Here is a 19,883-nt window from a genome sequence, read left to right on the forward strand (position 1 = left end):
GCGGCATCCGGGCCGCCGACGGGGGAGAGTCATGAACCAGCAAGCAGAACTCCAGCAGCCGAAGGCCCGCGGCTCCCGAGCCACCTGGGCCCTCGTCATCACCGGCGCCGCCAGCTTCATGGCGGCCCTGGACAACCTCGTCGTCACCACCGCACTGCCCTCCATCCGCGAGAACCTCGGCGGCAAGCTGGAGGACCTGGAGTGGACGGTGAACGCCTACACGCTCACCTTCGCCGTCCTCCTCATGTTCGGCGCGGCCCTCGGCGACCGGTTCGGCCGCCGCAAGCTGTTCATCGTCGGGCTCTCCGTCTTCACCGGCGCTTCGGCGGCGGCGGCGCTCGCCCCCGGCATCAACACACTCATCGCGGCACGGGCCGTCCAAGGGGTCGGCGCGGCGATCATGATGCCGCTCACCCTCACCCTGCTCATCGCCGCGGTACCCGCCGCCAAGCGGGGCGCGTTCCTCGGTATCTACGGCGCCATCACCGGACTCGCCGTCGCCAGCGGTCCGCTCGTCGGCGGCAGCCTCACCCAGCACCTCAGCTGGGAGTGGATCTTCTGGCTGAACGTGCCGATCGGCCTCGCGCTGATCCCGCTCGCCCGGCTGCGCCTCGAAGAGTCCCACGCCCCCAACGCCCGCCTCGACGTCCCCGGCACGATCCTCATCAGCGCCGGCCTCTTCGGCATCGTCTACGCCCTGGTCAACGCGAACTCCGACGGCTGGACCAGCGCGACCGTGCTGCTCGGCCTGATCGGCGGCGCCGTCCTGATCGCCGCCTTCGTACGCCACGGCATTCGCCGCCCCGACGCCATGCTGCCCATGCGGCTGTTCAAGATCCGCGCCTTCGCCGGCATCAACGGCGCCAGTCTGCTGATGTTCCTCGGCATGTTCGGCTCGATCTTCCTGCTCAGCCAGTTCCTGCAGACGGTCGTCGGCTACTCGCCCACCGAGGCGGGGCTGCGGATGCTCCCGTGGACCGCGATGCCGCTGATCGTCGCCCCGGTCGCCGGACTCATCACCGACCGCATCGGCGGCAGGCCCGTCGTGGTCGCGGGACTCGCCCTGCAGGCCATCGGTCTCGGCCTCTTCGCGGTCGTCCTCGCCCCCGACGTCTCGTACGGCGCGCAGCTGCCCGCCCTGATCATCAGCGGTATCGGCATGGGCCTGTACTTCGCCCCCGCCGCCACCGTGGTCATGTCCAGCGTCCGCCCCGCCGAGCAGGGCATCGCCTCCGGTACGAACAACGCGCTCCGGGAGGTCGGCGGCGCCCTCGGTGTCGCGGTCCTCGGTGCGGTCTTCGCCGCCCAGGGCGGTTACGAGACCCCCGACAGCTTCGTCGACGGCACCGTCCCCGCCCTGTGGATCGGCGCCGGCATGGTCGCGGTCGGCGCTCTGCTCGCCCTCCTCATCCCCGGTCACCGCAGCAAGCAGGCCACGACGGCGGAAGAGGCGAGCGACGAGCCGACCGACGAGCGTGCGCCCGCAGCGGTCTGATCCCGCCACCGACCGGCACCAGCACCCAACACCAGCACCCGGCACCAGCACCCGCCACCACGGTCCGTGGTCCGCCTTCGAGGCGGGCCACGGACCGTACTCTTGTCCCCGTGCAGGAACTACACGACGCCCCCCTCGCCCCCCTGACCACCTTCCGCCTCGGCGGCCCCGCGACCCGGCTCGTCACCGCCACCACCGACGACGAGGTGGTCACGGCCGTACGCGAGGCCGACGCGGCCGGCACCCCGCTGCTGATCATCGGCGGCGGCTCGAACCTGGTCATCGGGGACAAGGGCTTCGAAGGCACCGCCCTGCGCATCGCCACCACCGGCTTCCGGCTCGACGGCACCACCCTGGAACTGGCGGCCGGCGAAGTCTGGACGGACGCCGTCGCCCGCACCGTCGAAGCGGGCCTCGCCGGCGTCGAATGTCTCGCCGGCATCCCCGGGTCCGCCGGTGCCACCCCGATCCAGAACGTCGGCGCCTACGGCCAGGAGGTGTCCGCCACCATCACGGAGGTCGTCGCCTACGACCGCACCACCGGCGCCGTGACCACCCTCACCAACGCCGAGTGCGCATTCGCCTACCGGCACAGCCGCTTCAAGGAACAGCCCACCCGCTGGGTCGTGCTGCGCGTCCGCTTCGCCCTGGAGGACGCCGGCGGCCTCTCCGCCCCGCTCAAGTACCCGGAGACGGCGCGCGCGCTGGGCGTCGAGGCGGGCGAGCGGGTCCCCGCGGCCACCGCACGCGAGACCGTGCTCAAGCTGCGCGCTGGCAAGGGCATGGTCCTGGACCCCGAGGACCACGACACCTGGTCGGCCGGGTCCTTCTTCACCAACCCGATCCTTGACGACGGCGAGTTCGAGTCCTTCGTCGCCCGCGCCAGGGTCCGGCTCGGCGGCGACATCACGCCGCCCGCCTTCCCCGCGGGCGAGGGCTTCACGAAGACGTCGGCGGCCTGGCTGATCGACAAGGCCGGCTTCACGAAGGGGTACGGCACGGGCCCGGCCCGTATCTCCACCAAGCACACCCTGGCCCTCACCAACCGCGGCGCGGCGACGACGGAGGACCTGCTCGCACTCGCGCGCGAAGTGGTGGGCGGCGTACGGGACGCGTTCGGGATCACCCTCGTCAACGAACCGGTGACGGTAGGCGTCAGCCTCTGAAACCCGGCGTCAGCCTCTGAACGAGCGGCCGAGCCGGTCCCCGGAGCGGCCGGTCAGCTCGCCAGCCAGCCGTCGATCCCCGCCAGCAGCGCTTCCCTTACGCCCTCGGGCGCTGCCGACGCCCGCACCGACTGCCGTGCCAGCTCGGCCAGTTCGGCGTCGCTGAAGCCGTTGTGCTCCCGGGCCAGTTCGTACTGCGCGGCCAGCCGCGAGCCGAACAGCAGCGGGTCGTCGGCGCCCAGCGCCATCGGGACACCCGCGTCGAACAACGTCCGCAGCGGTACGTCCTCCGGCTTCTCGTACACCCCGAGCGCCACGTTCGACGCGGGGCAGACCTCGCAGGTCACCCCGCGCTCGGCCAGCCTGCGCAGCAGCCGCGGATCCTCGGCCGCCCGCACGCCGTGGCCGATCCGGGCGGCGCGCAGATCGTCCAGGCAGTCCCGTACGGAGGCGGGCCCGGTCAGTTCACCGCCGTGCGGCGCCGCCAGCAGCCCGCCGTCCCTGGCGATGGCGAAGGCCCGGTCGAAGTCCCTGGCCATACCGCGCCGTTCGTCGTTGGACAGTCCGAAGCCGACCACGCCGCGGTCCGCGTAGCGCACGGCGAGCCTGGCCAGTGTCCTGGCTTCCAGCGGGTGCTTCATCCGGTTCGCTGCGACCAGGACGCGCATGCCGAGGCCGGTCTCTCGGGACGCGCTGTCCACGGCGTCCAGGATGATCTCCATGGCCGGGATCAGACCGCCGAGATGCGGGGCGTACGACGTGGGGTCGACCTGGATCTCCAGCCAGCCGGAGCCGTCGCGCACGTCCTCCTCGGCGGCCTCGCGGACCAGCCGCCGGATGTCCTCGGGCGACCGCAGACAGGACCGGGCGATGTCGTAGAGCCGCTGGAAGCGGAACCAGCCCCGCTCATCGGTGGCGCGCAGCCTCGGCGGCTCGCCCCCGGTCAGCGCCTCGGGCAGATGTACGCCGTACTTGTCGGCCAGTTCGAGCAGGGTCGTGGGCCGCATGGACCCGGTGAAGTGCAGATGCAGATGGGCCTTGGGCAACAGGCTCAGGTCGCGCGGGCGGGTGGTGCTCTCCATTCCAAGATCCTGCCGTAAGAAAACGTCTCCCGGCACCCACTTTCCCCCATCGGGTTCCGGCCGAACGAAGAATCGGGCCCCCGGCGGTCGCCGGGGGCCCGATTCACCGTACGCGCGCGGAGTGGGTGCTCAGTCCTTGGCCTCGGCCAGCAGCTTCTGCATCCGTGCGACGCCCTCGACCAGGTCCTCGTCGCCGAGCGCGTACGAAAGGCGCAGGTAGCCGGGGGTGCCGAAGGCCTCGCCCGGTACGACGGCGACCTCGGCCTCGTCCAGGATCAGCGCGGCCAGCTCGACCGACGACTGCGGGCGCTTGCCGCGGATGTCCTTGCCCAGCAGGGCCTTCACCGACGGGTACGCGTAGAACGCGCCCTCGGGCTCGGGGCAGACGACGCCGTCGATCTCGTTCAGCATCCGCACGACGATGCCCCGGCGCCGGTCGAAGGCGGAGCGCATCTCGGCGACGGCCGACAGGTCGCCGGAGACGGCGGCCAGCGCGGCGGCCTGCGAGACGTTGGCCACGTTGGACGTCGCGTGCGACTGGAGGTTGGCCGCCGCCTTCACGACGTCCTTGGGGCCGATGAACCAGCCCACCCGCCAGCCCGTCATCGCGTACGTCTTCGCGACGCCGTTGACGACGACGCACTTGTCGCGCAGCTCGGGCACGATCGCGGGCAGCGAGGTGAACGTCGCGTCGCCGTAGACGAGGTGCTCGTAGATCTCGTCCGTCAGTACCCACAGGCCGTGCTCGACGGCCCACCTGCCGATGGCCTCGGTGTCGGCCTCGCTGTAGACCGCGCCCGTCGGGTTGGACGGGGAGACGAAGAGCACCACCTTCGTACGGTCCGTGCGGGCCGCCTCCAGCTGGTCGAGCGAGACGCGGTAGCCGGTGGTCTCGTCGGCGACGACCTCGACCGGGACCCCGCCGGCCAGCCGGATCGACTCCGGGTACGTCGTCCAGTACGGAGCGGGGACGATGACCTCGTCGCCCGGGTCGAGGATCGCGGCGAACGCCTCGTAGATGGCCTGCTTGCCGCCGTTGGTCACGAGGATCTGCGACGCGTCGACCTCGTAACCCGAATCACGCAGGGTCTTCGTCGCGATGGCGGCCTTGAGCTCGGGGAGGCCGCCCGCGGGCGTGTAGCGGTGGTACTTGGGATTGCGGCAAGCCTCGACAGCGGCCTCGACGATGTAGTCGGGTGTCGGGAAGTCGGGCTCGCCCGCGCCGAAGCCGATCACCGGACGCCCGGCGGCCTTGAGGGCCTTGGCCTTGGCGTCCACGGCGAGGGTCGCGGACTCGGAGATCGCGCCGATGCGCGCGGAGACCCGGCGCTCGGTCGGAGGGATTGCAGCGCTCATGTCTCCCATGCTCCCAGACCTGAAACGTCCCCGGTACACAGGTTTCGTACGATGGACACATAAGACGATGCGCAGCGAACCGGGCAGTCCCCGTTCGTCGCGGAGTTAGCTGTTCGACGTCGGGCCTGTGACCACGTACACTCACTCGTCGTTGGCCTTCGTCAGTCACGTCCCACAGGGCACTCCGTGCACCCGGTCGGATGCGGTAGGTTGGGGCAAACACAAAGGGTCGTAGCTCAATTGGTAGAGCACTGGTCTCCAAAACCAGCGGTTGGGGGTTCAAGTCCCTCCGGCCCTGCTACGCACACCTTCGCCAGGGTGTGTGCGCATGTACGAACATTCACTGCATCGCCGTGCGGCTCCCCCCGGGCGCGGCATGGCCACGACCCGGAATCAGGTGAGAGAGCGTGACGGACGCCGTGGGCTCCATCGACAAACCTGATGCCGATGATGATGAGTCCGTAGAGTCGAAGAAGCCCCGTAAGGGTGGCAAGCGCGGCAAGAAGGGCCCTCTGGGCCGGCTCGCGCTCTTCTACCGTCAGATCGTCGCCGAGCTGCGCAAGGTCGTCTGGCCGACTCGCAACCAGCTGACGACGTACACCACAGTGGTGATTGTCTTTGTTGTCATCATGATCGGTCTGGTGACCGTGATTGACTATGGCTTCAACAACGCAATCAAGTACGTCTTCGGCTGATCCCGCGAGGGCGCCCGACGCGGCGCCCCTTTCGCGTGTGCCACCCATTTAGCCAGGAAGAAGCAGCCACCGTGTCTGACCCGAACCTGAACGACGCCAGCGAGGCGGTCGAGTCCCGAGAGGACGAAACCGACATCGTCGAGGCGGCGGACGCTGTCGAGCCAGACCAGGCCGAAGCCGCTGACGCCGCGGCGGGCGAGCCGGCCGAAGAGGCTGCCGTCAACGCCGAGCAGGTCGAGGAAGAAGACGGCACCGAGGCTGACGAGGTCGAAGAGGCCGTCGCGGCCGCCGAGGGCGAAGGCCTTGACGCGGACGCCGAGGCTGACGACAGCGAAGCCGAAGCCGACTCCGACGCCGCCGACGACGACGAGGAGCCGGCCGAGGCCGCGCCCGCCGTCGACCCGGTCGAGGCGCTCCGCCAGGAACTGCGCGGTCTGCCCGGCGAGTGGTACGTGATCCACACCTACGCGGGCTACGAGAAGCGCGTGAAGGCCAACCTGGAACAGCGCGCCGTCTCGCTCAACGTCGAGGACTTCATCTACCAGGCCGAGGTCCCCGAGGAAGAGATCGTCCAGATCAAGAACGGCGAGCGCAAGAACGTCCGCCAGAACAAGCTCCCGGGCTACGTCCTGGTGCGCATGGACCTGACGAACGAGTCCTGGGGCGTCGTCCGTAACACCCCCGGTGTCACCGGCTTCGTGGGCAACGCCTACGACCCGTACCCGCTGACGCTGGACGAGATCGTCAAGATGCTCGCCCCCGAGGCCGAGGAGAAGGCAGCCCGCGAGGCGGCCGAGGCCGAGGGCAAGCCGATGCCGGCCCGCAAGGTCGAGGTCCAGGTGCTGGACTTCGAGGTGGGCGACTCGGTCACCGTCACCGACGGCCCGTTCGCGACGCTGCAGGCGACGATCAACGAGATCAACGCGGACTCGAAGAAGGTCAAGGGCCTCGTCGAGATCTTCGGTCGCGAGACCCCGGTCGAGCTGAGCTTCGACCAGATCCAGAAGAACTGAGCAGCCACCACTTCTGGAACAACAGCTTCCGACCAGGTCAGACAGGTGTTCCTACCTGTCTGACCTGTCGGTTTTGGCCGTGCAGCTATACCCGTTATCGTTGTGCGGTATGCCTCCATCCGGATGACCGGGTGGCTGGCCGATAACTCTCACTAGGACCCGGAGAGAGCAATGCCTCCCAAGAAGAAGAAGGTCACGGGGCTCATCAAGCTCCAGATCAGCGCCGGCGCCGCCAACCCGGCCCCGCCGGTCGGCCCCGCGCTGGGTCAGCACGGCGTCAACATCATGGAGTTCTGCAAGGCCTACAACGCCGCGACCGAGTCGCAGCGTGGCATGGTCGTGCCGGTCGAGATCACGGTCTACGAGGACCGCTCGTTCACCTTCATCACCAAGACGCCGCCCGCCGCGAAGCTGATCCTCAAGGCTGCCGGTGTGGACAAGGGATCCGGCGAGCCGCACGTCAAGAAGGTCGCCAAGCTCACGCGCGACCAGGTGCGGGACATCGCCACGACCAAGATGCCCGACCTGAACGCCAACGACCTGGCCGCCGCCGAGAAGATCATCGCCGGCACCGCCCGTTCGATGGGCATCACGGTCGAGGGCTGAGTCCAGCCCCGTACGTCCCAGTGGCAGGGCCATGCGCGGCCCGCACCACGAACTCCACACCTGAAGAACCACAGGAGAAGAAGTGAAGCGCAGCAAGTCACTCCGCAACGCGGACGCGAAGATCGACGCGGAGCGTAACTACGCCCCGCTCGAGGCCGTCCGCCTTGCCAAGGACACCAGCACGTCCAAGTTCGACGGCACCGTCGAGGTCGCCATGCGCCTGGGTGTGGACCCGCGCAAGGCGGACCAGATGGTCCGTGGCACCGTCAACCTTCCGCACGGCACCGGCAAGACCGCCCGGGTCCTGGTCTTCGCGACCGGTGACCGTGCCGAGGCAGCGCGCGCCGCGGGCGCCGACATCGTCGGCGCCGACGAGCTCATCGACGAGGTGTCGAAGGGCCGTCTGGACTTCGACGCCGTCGTCGCCACCCCTGACCTCATGGGCAAGGTCGGCCGTCTCGGCCGTGTCCTCGGCCCGCGTGGTCTGATGCCGAACCCGAAGACCGGCACCGTCACCCCTGACGTCACGAAGGCTGTGACGGACATCAAGGGCGGCAAGATCGAGTTCCGGGTCGACAAGCACTCGAACCTGCACTTCATCATCGGCAAGGTCTCCTTCGACGAGACGAAGCTGGTCGAGAACTACGCCGCGGCGCTGGAGGAAGTCCTCCGTCTGAAGCCGTCGGCCGCGAAGGGCCGTTACATCCGTAAGGCCGTCCTCGCGACGACGATGGGCCCCGGCATCCCGCTGGACGCCAACCGCACCCGCAACCTCCTCGTCGAGGAGGACCCGGCGTCCGTCTGACGTCCCCGACGTCCGACAAAGGCTGGAACCGGCCGGTCCCCGCACCTCGTTGAGGTGCGGGGACCGGCTTTTCTGTTGATTTGCTGTCAGTGGCGTGGGTTATCTTCTTGAGGTGGTCTTGACCATCGGGGTCAGCGCCAACTGCACAATCTGGGGTGGGAAATGAACATGTCCGCATTCACACGTGGGGGCGTGGCACTGACGGCTGTGGCCGTCATTGCCGGCGTTGCGGGCTGTACGAGCGATGACGCGAAGAAGGACGACGGAGCGGCGAAGCCGGCCGCCTCGAAGAAGGCGGACGCCAATCCGGCCGCGGTCCTGACCGCCGCGTACAAGAAGACCTCCGGGGCGAAGTCCGCGAAGATCAGCATGAAGATGACGACGCCGGCCGCCGCGGCCCAGGGCGCGGGCAAGACCGAGACGGTCACGATGGCTGGCGTCATGGCCTGGGACCCGACGGCCATGGACGTGACCATGGACGGTTCGGCGCTCGGTGCCGAGCCCGGGGCGCCGGAGAAGATCCGGATTCTCATGCTCAAGGACGTCACGTACGTGGACATGGGAGCCGCCGCCGCGAAGCAGGAGGAGTTCGACGGCAAGCGCTGGATGAAACTGGACGTCGGCAAGCTGTCGAAGTCGGCCGGCAACCCGGCGAGTTCGATCGGCACGCTGGGCGGCCTGAAGAACGCGAACCAGGACCCGTCGCAGCAGCTCGCCATGCTGGTGGACTCGCCCAGCATCAAGCACGTCGGCCCGGAGAAGGTCGACGGCGTCCAGGCGGAGCACTACCGGGGCAGCCTGACGTTCCAGGAGATGCTGGACACCAACTCCGCCGCCGACACGCTCACGCCGAAGCAGCGCAAGGACCTCGTCGCCGCCATGAAGACGGCCGGCATGAAGACCTACAACACGGACGTCTGGGTCAACGCCGACGGCTACCCGGTCCGGCTCGACGTCGTGATGGACATGAAGCAGGGCAAGACCAGCATCAGCGAGCACTTCTCCGACTACGGCACCCCGGTCACGGCGACGCCGCCGGCCGCGGCTGACACGTTCGACCTCATGAAGATGATCAACGACATGGCAGCCGACAGCGGGGCCTGATCCCCGGTGTCCGGCAGGCGATTTGCCTGCCGGACCCCCGCTCCCGTACTCTCCACATGAAGCCAAAGACCGCTGGTCGTTGCCGTGCGCTCGCAAGAGGGCAAGGCGGCCGAAGGATCCGCTAGCTGCGGACGACCCGCGCAGGTGATCGAGGAGAGTTCCCGGACGTCGTCCGGTTGAGCTACGCCCCGTGCGCCTGCGCCGGGGCGTTTCGTTTTGCGCAGCCCCTTCTGAGCGGTCCTCATCACCCGGAAGGAGGCCGACGCTCATGGCAAGGCCCGACAAGGCTGCCGCGGTAGCCGAGCTGACGGACCAGTTCCGCAGCTCGAACGCCGCCGTGCTGACCGAGTACCGGGGTCTCACCGTGGCGCAGCTCAAGGAGCTGCGTCGTTCGCTCGGTGAGAACACCCAGTACGCCGTGGTGAAGAACACGCTGACCAAGATCGCGGCCAACGAGGCCGGGATCAACACGCTGGACGACCTGTTCACAGGTCCGACGGCGGTTGCCTTCGTCACCGGTGACCCGGTGGCGTCGGCGAAGGGTCTTCGTGACTTCGCCAAGGACAACCCCAACCTCATCATCAAGGGCGGTGTCCTTGACGGTAAGGCGCTGTCCGCCGATGAGTTCAAGAAGCTCGCGGACCTCGAGTCCCGCGAGGTTCTGCTCGCCAAGCTGGCCGGTGGCCTGAAGGCGTCCATGGCCAAGGCCGCGGCGACCTTCCAGGCTCCGCTCACGGAGTTCGCCCGCACCGCGGAAGCACTTCGCGCCAAGGTCGAGCAGGGCGGTGCCGGTACGCCGGCTCCCGCCGAGGCCGACGCCGAATAGTTCGGCTTCGCGTCACAGCGGGCCCCGTACGCCCGCCGTCTATATACATCCGGCACCTGCCGACTTAGTGGAAGGACGCCATCATGGCGAAGCTGTCCCAGGGCGAGCTGCTTGAGCAGTTCGAGTCGCTCACCCTCATCGAGCTCTCCGAGTTCGTGAAGGCCTTCGAGGAGAAGTTCGACGTCAAGGCTGCCGCCCCCGTGGCCGCCGCCGCTGTCGGTGGCGGCGCCGCCGTGGCCGAGGCCGTCGAGGAGCAGGACGAGTTCGACGTCATCCTCACGGGCGCCGGCGAGAAGAAGATCCAGGTCATCAAGGTTGTGCGCGAGCTCACCTCCCTGGGCCTCAAGGAGGCCAAGGACCTCGTGGACGGCGCCCCGAAGCCCGTCCTGGAGAAGGTCACCAAGGAGCAGGCGGAGAAGGGTGCCGAGTCCCTCAAGGCCGCCGGCGCCTCCGTCGAGGTCAAGTGACCTCGTAGCGACCTCGCGCCGCCAGGGCCTCTCGTTCGGCTGAGAGGCCCCGGGGCGCAGCGTTGACGTGAAGGGCGATCACCCATCCGGGTGGTCGCCCTTCGGCGTGCCCGCGAGGGGTACCTTGTTCTCCGTACGCCTGCGAGTATCGTGATCATTACCGCGCCTTCCGTGCGCCCGGTGGGGATCCGAGGGACGGCTCCCGGGGGCGGGGGCCTTGACGAACCGCACGCAGCGCGCAATTCTCAGGACGCGTCGTCACAATCGATCCGGATCCGAGGCATGGATCGAAGGCGAAGAGGGCAGTATCGATGTGCGCCTACGGCGCGAGGCTTGCCGCAGTTGAGACAAGGTGTTGAGAGCGACGAGGGTCTTCCAAAACCCGCGCTGGACATCAGTGTGCCAAGTGGCTACACTGACCCTTTGCGCTGCCTGTTAGCTGCTCCCTGCCCGTCACCAGGGGCACCCTCTCGTACGAACATCGGCGATCAAAAGCCCTAGCTGGGGTTTCTGTCTCCGTGTCCGTACTTGGGACCGGTACGCGCGTAGTGAGTCCGAGCCCTCGGAAGGACCCCCTCTTGGCCGCCTCGCGCAACGCCTCGACCACGAATATGAACAACGGCGCCAGCACCGCCCCGCTGCGCATCTCCTTTGCAAAGATCAAGGAGCCCCTCGAGGTTCCGAACCTCCTTGCGCTGCAGACCGAGAGCTTTGACTGGCTGCTCGGGAACGCCGCTTGGAAGGCTCGTGTCGAGGCGGCTCTCGAGAACGGGCAGGACGTCCCCAGGAAGTCAGGTCTGGAGGAGATCTTCGAGGAGATCTCTCCGATCGAGGACTTCTCCGGGTCGATGTCGCTGACCTTCCGCGACCACCGCTTCGAGCCTCCCAAGAACTCGATCGACGAGTGCAAGGAGCGCGACTTCACGTACGCGGCTCCGCTCTTCGTCACCGCAGAGTTCACCAACAACGAGACCGGCGAGATCAAGTCCCAGACGGTCTTCATGGGCGATTTCCCGCTCATGACCAACAAGGGCACCTTCGTCATCAACGGCACCGAGCGTGTCGTGGTGTCCCAGCTGGTGCGCTCGCCGGGTGTCTATTTCGACTCCTCCATCGACAAGACGTCCGACAAGGACATCTTCTCCGCGAAGATCATCCCGTCCCGGGGTGCCTGGCTGGAGATGGAGATCGACAAGCGCGACATGGTCGGTGTCCGTATCGACCGCAAGCGCAAGCAGTCCGTGACCGTCCTCCTCAAGGCGCTCGGCTGGAGCACCGAGCAGATCCTTGAAGAGTTCGGCGAGTACGAGTCGATGCGCGCCACCCTGGAGAAGGACCACACCCAGGGCCAGGACGACGCACTGCTCGACATCTACCGCAAGCTGCGTCCGGGCGAGCCCCCGACCCGCGAGGCGGCCCAGACGCTGCTCGAGAACCTCTACTTCAACCCGAAGCGCTACGACCTCGCGAAGGTCGGCCGCTACAAGGTGAACAAGAAGCTCGGCGCTGAAGAGCCGCTGGACGCCGGTGTGCTCACCACCGACGACATCATCGCCACCATCAAGTACCTCGTGAAGCTCCACGCGGGCGAGACCGAGACGGTCGGCGAGAGCGGCAACCAGATCGTCGTCGAGACCGACGACATCGACCACTTCGGCAACCGCCGTCTGCGTAACGTCGGCGAGCTCATCCAGAACCAGGTCCGTACGGGTCTGGCGAGGATGGAGCGCGTCGTGCGTGAGCGCATGACGACCCAGGACGTCGAGGCGATCACGCCGCAGACCCTGATCAACATCCGGCCGGTCGTCGCCTCCATCAAGGAGTTCTTCGGCACCAGCCAGCTGTCGCAGTTCATGGACCAGAACAACCCGCTGTCGGGTCTCACCCACAAGCGCCGTCTGTCGGCGCTCGGCCCGGGTGGTCTCTCCCGTGAGCGGGCCGGCTTCGAGGTCCGTGACGTGCACCCCTCGCACTACGGCCGCATGTGTCCGATCGAGACCCCGGAAGGCCCGAACATCGGCCTGATCGGCTCGCTCGCCTCCTACGGCCGGGTCAACGCGTTCGGGTTCGTCGAGACCCCGTACCGCAAGGTCGTCAACGGCGTCGTCACCGACGACGTGGACTACCTGACCGCCGACGAGGAAGACCGCTTCGTCATCGCCCAGGCCAACGCGACGCTGTCCGAGGAGATGCGGTTCACCGAGCCGCGCGTCCTCGTCCGCCGTCGTGGCGGTGAGGTCGACTACATCCCCGGTGACGACGTCGACTACATGGACGTCTCGCCGCGCCAGATGGTGTCGGTCGCGACCGCGATGATCCCGTTCCTGGAGCACGACGACGCCAACCGCGCCCTGATGGGCGCGAACATGATGCGGCAGGCCGTGCCGCTCATCACGTCGGAGGCGCCGCTCGTCGGCACCGGCATGGAGTACCGCTGCGCGGTCGACGCCGGTGACGTCATCAAGGCGGAGAAGGAAGGTGTGGTCCAGGAGGTATCCGCGGACTACATCACCGTCGCCAACGACGACGGCACGTACACCACGTACCGCATCGCCAAGTTCTCCCGCTCGAACCAGGGCACCTCGGTCAATCAGAAGGTCGTCGTCAACGAGGGCGACCGCGTTGTCGAGAGCCAGGTGCTGGCCGACGGCCCGGCCACCGAGCAGGGCGAGATGGCCCTCGGCAAGAACCTTCTCGTGGCGTTCATGCCGTGGGAAGGCCACAACTACGAAGACGCGATCATCCTCAGCCAGCGGCTGGTCCAGGACGACGTCCTCTCCTCGATCCACATCGAGGAGCACGAGGTCGACGCCCGTGACACCAAGCTCGGCCCGGAGGAGATCACCCGGGACATCCCGAACGTCTCCGAAGAGGTCCTCGCGGACCTCGACGAGCGCGGCATCATCCGTATCGGTGCCGAGGTCGTCGCCGGCGACATCCTGGTCGGCAAGGTCACGCCCAAGGGCGAGACCGAGCTGACCCCGGAAGAGCGTCTGCTCCGCGCGATCTTCGGTGAGAAGGCCCGTGAAGTCCGTGACACCTCGCTGAAGGTGCCGCACGGCGAAGTGGGCAAGATCATCGGCGTCCGCGTCTTCGACCGTGAAGAGGGCGACGAGCTGCCCCCCGGTGTGAACCAGCTGGTGCGCGTGTACGTGGCGCAGAAGCGCAAGATCACCGACGGTGACAAGCTCGCCGGCCGACACGGCAACAAGGGCGTCATCTCGAAGATCCTGCCGATCGAGGACATGCCGTTCCTGGAGGACGGCACCCCGGTCGACATCATCCTCAACCCGCTGGGTGTCCCGTCCCGAATGAACCCGGGGCAGGTCCTGGAGATCCACCTCGGCTGGCTCGCCAGCCAGGGCTGGAAGGTCGAGGGCAGCGAGGACTGGATGGAGCGGCTGAAGGTCATCGGCGCCGACGACGTCGCGCCCGGTACCAATGTCGCCACCCCCGTCTTCGACGGCGCTCGCGAGGACGAGATCTCCGGACTCTTCGAGTCCACGATCCCGAACCGCGACGGCGAGCGCATGGTCAAGGGCTCCGGCAAGGCGCGGATGTTCGACGGCCGCTCCGGCGAGCCGTTCCCGGAGCCGATCTCGGTCGGCTACATGTACATCCTCAAGCTCCACCACCTGGTCGACGACAAGCTGCACGCCCGGTCGACCGGACCGTACTCGATGATCACCCAGCAGCCGCTGGGTGGTAAGGCCCAGTTCGGCGGTCAGCGCTTCGGTGAGATGGAGGTGTGGGCGCTGGAGGCTTACGGCGCCGCTTACGCCCTCCAGGAGCTGCTGACGATCAAGTCCGACGACGTGACCGGCCGCGTGAAGGTCTACGAGGCCATCGTCAAGGGCGAGAACATCCCCGAGCCCGGCATTCCCGAGTCCTTCAAGGTGCTCATCAAGGAAATGCAGTCGCTCTGCCTCAACGTGGAGGTGCTGTCCTCGGACGGCATGTCCATCGAGATGCGCGACACGGACGAGGACGTCTTCCGCGCGGCGGAGGAGCTCGGAATCGACCTGTCCCGGCGAGAGCCGAGCAGCGTCGAAGAGGTCTGACGGGTTGTCCGGCCGCCCTCGTCTCGGGGCGGCCGGCTCTCCCCGGACCCGTACAGACCATGATTTGAGACTCGACCCCGAAAGAGGGATTGACGACAAGTGCTCGACGTCAACTTCTTCGACGAGCTGCGGATTGGCCTCGCCACCGCGGACGACATCCGGACCTGGTCCCACGGCGAAGTGAAGAAGCCGGAGACCATCAACTACCGCACGCTCAAGCCCGAGAAGGACGGACTCTTCTGCGAGAAGATCTTCGGCCCCACCCGGGACTGGGAGTGCTACTGCGGCAAGTACAAGCGTGTCCGCTTCAAGGGCATCATCTGTGAGCGCTGTGGCGTCGAAGTCACCCGCGCCAAGGTGCGCCGTGAGCGGATGGGCCACATCGAGCTTGCCGCTCCCGTCACCCACATCTGGTACTTCAAGGGCGTCCCTTCCCGACTGGGATACCTGCTCGACCTCGCGCCGAAGGACCTCGAAAAGGTCATCTACTTCGCCGCGTACATGATCACGTTCGTGGACGAGGACCGTCGTACGCGCGATCTGCCGTCGCTGGAGGCGCATGTCTCCGTCGAGCGTCAGCAGACCGAGAACCGCCGCGACTCCGACCTCGAGGCCCGCGCCAAGAAGCTTGAGACCGACCTGGCCGAGCTGGAGGCCGAGGGCGCCAAGGCCGACGTGCGCCGCAAGGTGCGCGAAGGTGCCGAGCGTGAGATGAAGCAGCTGCGCGACCGTGCGCAGCGCGAGATCGACCGTCTCGACGAGGTGTGGAACCGCTTCAAGAACCTCAAGGTCCAGGACCTGGAGGGCGACGAGCTGCTCTACCGCGAGCTGCGTGACCGCTTCGGCACGTACTTCGACGGATCGATGGGTGCCGCGGCGCTGCAGAAGCGCCTGGAGTCCTTCGACCTGGACGAGGAAGCGGAGCGTCTCCGCGAGATCATCCGTACCGGCAAGGGCCAGAAGAAGACCCGTGCGCTCAAGCGCCTCAAGGTCGTCTCGGCGTTCCTGCAGACCAGCAACAGCCCCAAGGGCATGGTGCTGGACTGCGTGCCGGTGATCCCGCCGGACCTGCGTCCGATGGTGCAGCTGGACGGTGGCCGCTTCGCGACCTCCGACCTGAACGACCTGTACCGCCGTGTGATCAACCGCAACAACCGCCTCAAGCGTCTCCTTGACCTCGGTGCCCCCGAGATCATCGTGAACAACGAGAAGCGGATGCTGCAGGAGGCCGTCGACGCGCTGTTCGACAACGGCCGCCGTGGTCGCCCGGTGACCGGTCCCGGTAACCGTCCCCTGAAGTCCCTGAGCGACATGCTCAAGGGCAAGCAGGGCCGGTTCCGTCAGAACCTGCTCGGCAAGCGTGTCGACTACTCGGCGCGTTCCGTGATCGTCGTCGGCCCGCAGCTCAAGCTGCACCAGTGCGGGCTGCCGAAGGCCATGGCGCTCGAGCTCTTCAAGCCGTTCGTGATGAAGCGCCTGGTGGACCTGAACCACGCGCAGAACATCAAGTCGGCCAAGCGCATGGTCGAGCGCGGCCGCACGGTCGTGTACGACGTGCTCGAAGAGGTCATCGCCGAGCACCCGGTGCTGCTGAACCGTGCGCCGACCCTGCACCGCCTGGGCATCCAGGCCTTCGAGCCGCAGCTGGTCGAGGGCAAGGCCATCCAGATCCACCCGCTCGTCTGCACCGCGTTCAACGCGGACTTCGACGGTGACCAGATGGCCGTGCACCTGCCGCTGTCGGCAGAGGCGCAGGCCGAGGCCCGCATCCTGATGCTGTCCTCGAACAACATCCTGAAGCCGGCTGACGGCCGTCCCGTCACCATGCCGACCCAGGACATGGTGCTCGGACTCTTCTTCCTCACGACGGACGAGGAGGAGCGCAAGGTCATCGGCGCCGACCGGTCCTTCGGCTCCAGTGCCGAAGCCACCATGGCGTTCGACAACCGCGAGCTCTCGCTGCAGGCGAAGGTCGACATCCGCTTCCCGGTGGGCACCATCCCGCCGCGCGGCTGGACCCCGCCGGCCGGCGAGGACGGCGCGCCCGACACCGAGTGGCAGCAGGGCGACCCGTTCCGGCTGCGGACGACCCTGGGCCGCGCGCTCTTCAACGAGCTGCTGCCCGAGGACTACCCGTTCGTCGACTACTCGGTGGGCAAGAAGCAGCTCTCCGAGATCGTCAACGACCTGGCCGAGCGCTACCCCAAGGTCATCGTGGCGGCGACGCTCGACAACCTGAAGGCGGCCGGCTTCTTCTGGGCGACCCGCTCCGGTGTCACCGTGGCCATCTCCGACATCGTCGTTCCCGAGGCGAAGAAGGCGATCGTCCAGGGTTACGAGGCGCAGGACGAGCGCGTCCAGAAGCAGTACGAGCGCGGTCTGATCACCAAGGAAGAGCGCACGCAGGAGCTCATCGCGATCTGGACCAAGGCGACCAACGAGGTCGCCGAGGCGATGAACGCGAACTTCCCGAAGACCAACCCGGTCTCCATGATGGTGAACTCGGGCGCTCGCGGAAACATGATGCAGATGCGTCAGATCGCCGGTATGCGTGGTCTGGTGTCCAACGCCAAGAACGAGACGATCCCGCGTCCCATCAAGGCGTCGTTCCGTGAAGGCCTGTCCGTGCTGGAGTACTTCATCTCCACGCACGGTGCCCGTAAGGGTCTGGCCGACACCGCCCTGCGTACCGCCGACTCGGGTTACCTGACCCGTCGTCTGGTGGACGTCTCGCAGGACGTGATCATCCGCGAGGAGGACTGCGGCACCGACCGCGGTCTGAAGCTGAAGATCGCGGAGAAGGGCGCCGACGGCAAGCTGCGCAAGACCGAGGACGTCGAGACGTCCGTGTACGCGCGCATGCTCGCCGAGGACGTCGTCGTCGACGGCAAGGTCATCGCGCCGGCCAACGTCGACCTGGGCGATGTCCTGATCGACGCGCTGGTGGGCGCCGGGGTCGAGGAGGTCAAGACCCGTTCGGTCCTGACCTGCGAGTCCGCGGTCGGCACCTGTGCCTTCTGCTACGGCCGTTCGCTGGCCACCGGCAAGCTGGTCGACATCGGTGAGGCGGTCGGCATCATCGCCGCCCAGTCCATCGGTGAGCCCGGCACGCAGCTGACGATGCGTACCTTCCACACCGGTGGTGTGGCCGGTGACGACATCACCCAGGGTCTGCCCCGAGTCGTCGAGCTCTTCGAAGCCCGTACGCCGAAGGGTGTCGCCCCGATCTCCGAGGCTGCGGGCACCGTCCGTATCGAGGAGACCGAGAAGACGAAGAAGCTCGTCGTCACGCCCGACGACGGCAGCGAGGAGACGCCGTTCCCGATCTCCAAGCGCGCCCGTCTGCTCGTGGGTGAGGGCGACCGCGTCGAGGTGGGCCAGAAGCTCACCGTGGGTGCCACCAACCCGCACGACGTGCTGCGGATCCTCGGTCAGCGCGCGGTCCAGGTCCACCTGGTCGGCGAGGTCCAGAAGGTCTACAACTCGCAGGGTGTGTCGATCCACGACAAGCACATCGAGATCATCATCCGGCAGATGCTGCGCCGTGTGACGATCATCGAGTCCGGCGACGCGGAACTGCTGCCGGGCGAGCTCGTCGAGCGCTCGAAGTTCGAGACCGAGAACCGTCGTGTGGTCACGGAAGGCGGCCACCCCGCCTCCGGCCGTCCGCAGCTGATGGGTATCACCAAGGCCTCGCTGGCCACCGAGTCGTGGCTGTCGGCGGCGTCCTTCCAGGAGACGACCAGGGTCCTGACCGACGCGGCGATCAACGCCAAGTCGGACTCCCTGATCGGCCTCAAGGAGAACGTCATCATCGGTAAGCTCATCCCGGCCGGTACGGGTCTGTCCCGCTACCGGAACATCCGGGTCGAGCCGACCGAGGAAGCCAAGGCCGCGATGTACTCGGCCGTCGGCTACGACGACATCGACTACTCGCCGTTCGGCACCGGTTCCGGTCAGGCCGTGCCGCTGGAGGACTACGACTACGGTCCGTACAACCAGTAAGGCGTAGCGCACACACCGGAGGGCGGTCACCCCCTGGGGCGGCCGCCCTCCGGCGTGTGTGAATCACGTGTGACAGGTCCGTCAAACGGCCTCTCAGCATTTGTTTTGACCGGAGTCGATGAGGTAGGTACGCTCAAGCCTTGTGCCTGGGGTGTGCCTGGGCTCCTGTGCGTGTCCTCAACCGCACGCGGAGTTCGAGTATCGGCCACCGTAATCTGCGCCTTCTCCGCCCTCGGCGGGATTATGCAGTATTCGACACACCCGACCGCGTGGGTCGGCGATGTTCCAGGTTAGTTTTACGAACGGCACACAGAAACCGGAGAAGTAGTGCCTACGATCCAGCAGCTGGTCCGGAAGGGCCGGCAGGACAAGGTCGAGAAGAACAAGACGCCTGCGCTCGAGGGCTCCCCTCAGCGCCGTGGCGTGTGCACGCGTGTGTTCACGACCACCCCCAAGAAGCCGAACTCGGCGCTGCGGAAGGTCGCTCGTGTGCGACTGACCTCCGGCATCGAGGTCACGGCTTACATCCCGGGTGAGGGACACAACCTGCAGGAGCACTCGATCGTGCTCGTGCGTGGTGGCCGTGTGAAGGACCTGCCGGGTGTTCGTTACAAGATCATCCGCGGCTCTCTCGACACCCAGGGTGTCAAGAACCGCAAGCAGGCCCGCAGCCGCTACGGCGCCAAGAAGGAGAAGTAAGAATGCCTCGTAAGGGCCCCGCAACGAAGCGCCCGGTCATCATCGACCCGGTTTACGGTTCTCCTCTTGTCACCTCGCTGATCAACAAGATCCTGCTCAACGGCAAGCGTTCCACTGCCGAGCGGATCGTGTACGGCGCGATGGAAGGCCTCCGCGAGAAGACCGGCAACGACCCGGTCATCACGCTGAAGCGCGCGCTTGAGAACGTCAAGCCCGCTCTTGAGGTCAAGTCACGCCGCGTCGGCGGTGCCACGTACCAGGTGCCGATCGAGGTCAAGCCCGGTCGCGCCGCGACGCTCGCTCTGCGCTGGGTCGTGGGTTACTCCCGCGCCCGTCGCGAGAAGACCATGACCGAGCGCCTCCTGAACGAACTGCTCGACGCCTCCAACGGCCTCGGCGCTTCGGTCAAGAAGCGTGAGGACACGCACAAGATGGCCGAGTCCAACAAGGCCTTCGCGCACTACCGCTGGTAGTCGCTACCCACATCGAGACCGAGAGAAGAT

General features: G+C 67.2%; 15 protein-coding genes and 1 tRNA gene. 14 read left to right on the forward strand and 2 right to left on the reverse strand.

Annotation, left to right across the window (positions count from 1 at the left end; all coding sequences use genetic code 11):
* The first annotated feature begins 31 nt into the window (after nt 1-31).
* Nucleotides 32-1,495, forward strand: coding sequence for a DHA2 family efflux MFS transporter permease subunit (locus OHS57_RS22875; RefSeq protein WP_041985813.1), 1,464 nt, complete (start codon nt 32-34; stop codon nt 1,493-1,495).
* Nucleotides 1,495-2,661 (forward strand): UDP-N-acetylmuramate dehydrogenase, encoded by a 1,167-nt coding sequence (locus tag OHS57_RS22880; protein ID WP_443043090.1) that lies wholly within the window; start codon nt 1,495-1,497, stop codon nt 2,659-2,661. Before OHS57_RS22875 ends, OHS57_RS22880 begins: the two co-directional genes overlap by 1 nt.
* Nucleotides 2,662-2,714: 53 nt before the next feature.
* On the opposite strand, the gene OHS57_RS22885 is transcribed toward OHS57_RS22880, so the two are convergent.
* Nucleotides 2,715-3,743 (reverse strand): adenosine deaminase, encoded by a 1,029-nt coding sequence (locus OHS57_RS22885; protein ID WP_328583189.1) that lies wholly within the window; start codon nt 3,741-3,743, stop codon nt 2,715-2,717.
* A gap of 129 nt (nt 3,744-3,872) precedes the next feature.
* Nucleotides 3,873-5,099, reverse strand: a complete 1,227-nt coding sequence (locus tag OHS57_RS22890; protein WP_328583190.1) for a pyridoxal phosphate-dependent aminotransferase — start codon at nt 5,097-5,099, stop codon at nt 3,873-3,875.
* 225 nt (nt 5,100-5,324) lie between these two features.
* Here OHS57_RS22890 and OHS57_RS22895 point away from each other — a divergent pair.
* The 12 genes from OHS57_RS22895 to rpsG all read left to right on the forward strand — a co-directional run bounded on the left by OHS57_RS22895 (nt 5,325) and on the right by rpsG (nt 19,853).
* Nucleotides 5,325-5,397, forward strand: a tRNA-Trp gene (locus OHS57_RS22895).
* A gap of 109 nt (nt 5,398-5,506) precedes the next feature.
* A complete protein-coding gene (gene secE / locus OHS57_RS22900; protein ID WP_041985804.1) occupies nt 5,507-5,794 on the forward strand; it encodes a preprotein translocase subunit SecE in 288 nt (95 codons plus the stop codon).
* A 71-nt stretch (nt 5,795-5,865) separates the two neighbouring features.
* Nucleotides 5,866-6,807 (forward strand): transcription termination/antitermination protein NusG, encoded by a 942-nt coding sequence (nusG, locus tag OHS57_RS22905; RefSeq protein WP_328583191.1) that lies wholly within the window; start codon nt 5,866-5,868, stop codon nt 6,805-6,807.
* Between the two features lie 171 nt (nt 6,808-6,978).
* On the forward strand, nt 6,979-7,413 hold the full coding sequence (gene rplK / locus OHS57_RS22910; protein WP_041985801.1) for a 50S ribosomal protein L11: 435 nt from the start codon (nt 6,979-6,981) through the stop codon (nt 7,411-7,413).
* An 82-nt stretch (nt 7,414-7,495) separates the two neighbouring features.
* A complete protein-coding gene (gene rplA, locus OHS57_RS22915; protein WP_041985798.1) occupies nt 7,496-8,218 on the forward strand; it encodes a 50S ribosomal protein L1 in 723 nt (240 codons plus the stop codon).
* 168 nt (nt 8,219-8,386) lie between these two features.
* Nucleotides 8,387-9,322: a hypothetical protein gene (locus OHS57_RS22920; protein WP_328583192.1), complete on the forward strand. Its 936-nt coding sequence runs from the start codon at nt 8,387-8,389 to the stop codon at nt 9,320-9,322.
* A gap of 268 nt (nt 9,323-9,590) precedes the next feature.
* Complete coding sequence (rplJ, locus tag OHS57_RS22925; RefSeq protein WP_041985792.1) at nt 9,591-10,148, forward strand: 50S ribosomal protein L10; 558 nt, start codon at nt 9,591-9,593, stop codon at nt 10,146-10,148.
* Between the two features lie 83 nt (nt 10,149-10,231).
* Nucleotides 10,232-10,615 carry a 50S ribosomal protein L7/L12 gene (rplL, locus tag OHS57_RS22930; protein WP_041985787.1) on the forward strand — a complete coding sequence of 128 codons (384 nt, stop codon included), beginning with the start codon at nt 10,232-10,234 and terminating at the stop codon, nt 10,613-10,615.
* Between the two features lie 578 nt (nt 10,616-11,193).
* A complete protein-coding gene (gene rpoB / locus OHS57_RS22935; protein WP_041985784.1) occupies nt 11,194-14,676 on the forward strand; it encodes a DNA-directed RNA polymerase subunit beta in 3,483 nt (1,160 codons plus the stop codon).
* Nucleotides 14,677-14,775: 99 nt separating this feature from the next.
* Complete coding sequence (locus OHS57_RS22940) at nt 14,776-18,681, forward strand: DNA-directed RNA polymerase subunit beta' (RefSeq protein ID WP_041985781.1); 3,906 nt, start codon at nt 14,776-14,778, stop codon at nt 18,679-18,681.
* Between the two features lie 327 nt (nt 18,682-19,008).
* Complete coding sequence (gene rpsL / locus OHS57_RS22945; protein WP_003948652.1) at nt 19,009-19,380, forward strand: 30S ribosomal protein S12; 372 nt, start codon at nt 19,009-19,011, stop codon at nt 19,378-19,380.
* Between the two features lie 2 nt (nt 19,381-19,382).
* Nucleotides 19,383-19,853 carry a 30S ribosomal protein S7 gene (gene rpsG / locus OHS57_RS22950; RefSeq protein WP_041985779.1) on the forward strand — a complete coding sequence of 157 codons (471 nt, stop codon included), beginning with the start codon at nt 19,383-19,385 and terminating at the stop codon, nt 19,851-19,853.
* The last annotated feature ends 30 nt before the right edge of the window (nt 19,854-19,883 follow it).

The sequence above is a fragment of the Streptomyces sp. NBC_00370 genome, assembly GCF_036084755.1.
Classification (GTDB): domain Bacteria; phylum Actinomycetota; class Actinomycetes; order Streptomycetales; family Streptomycetaceae; genus Streptomyces.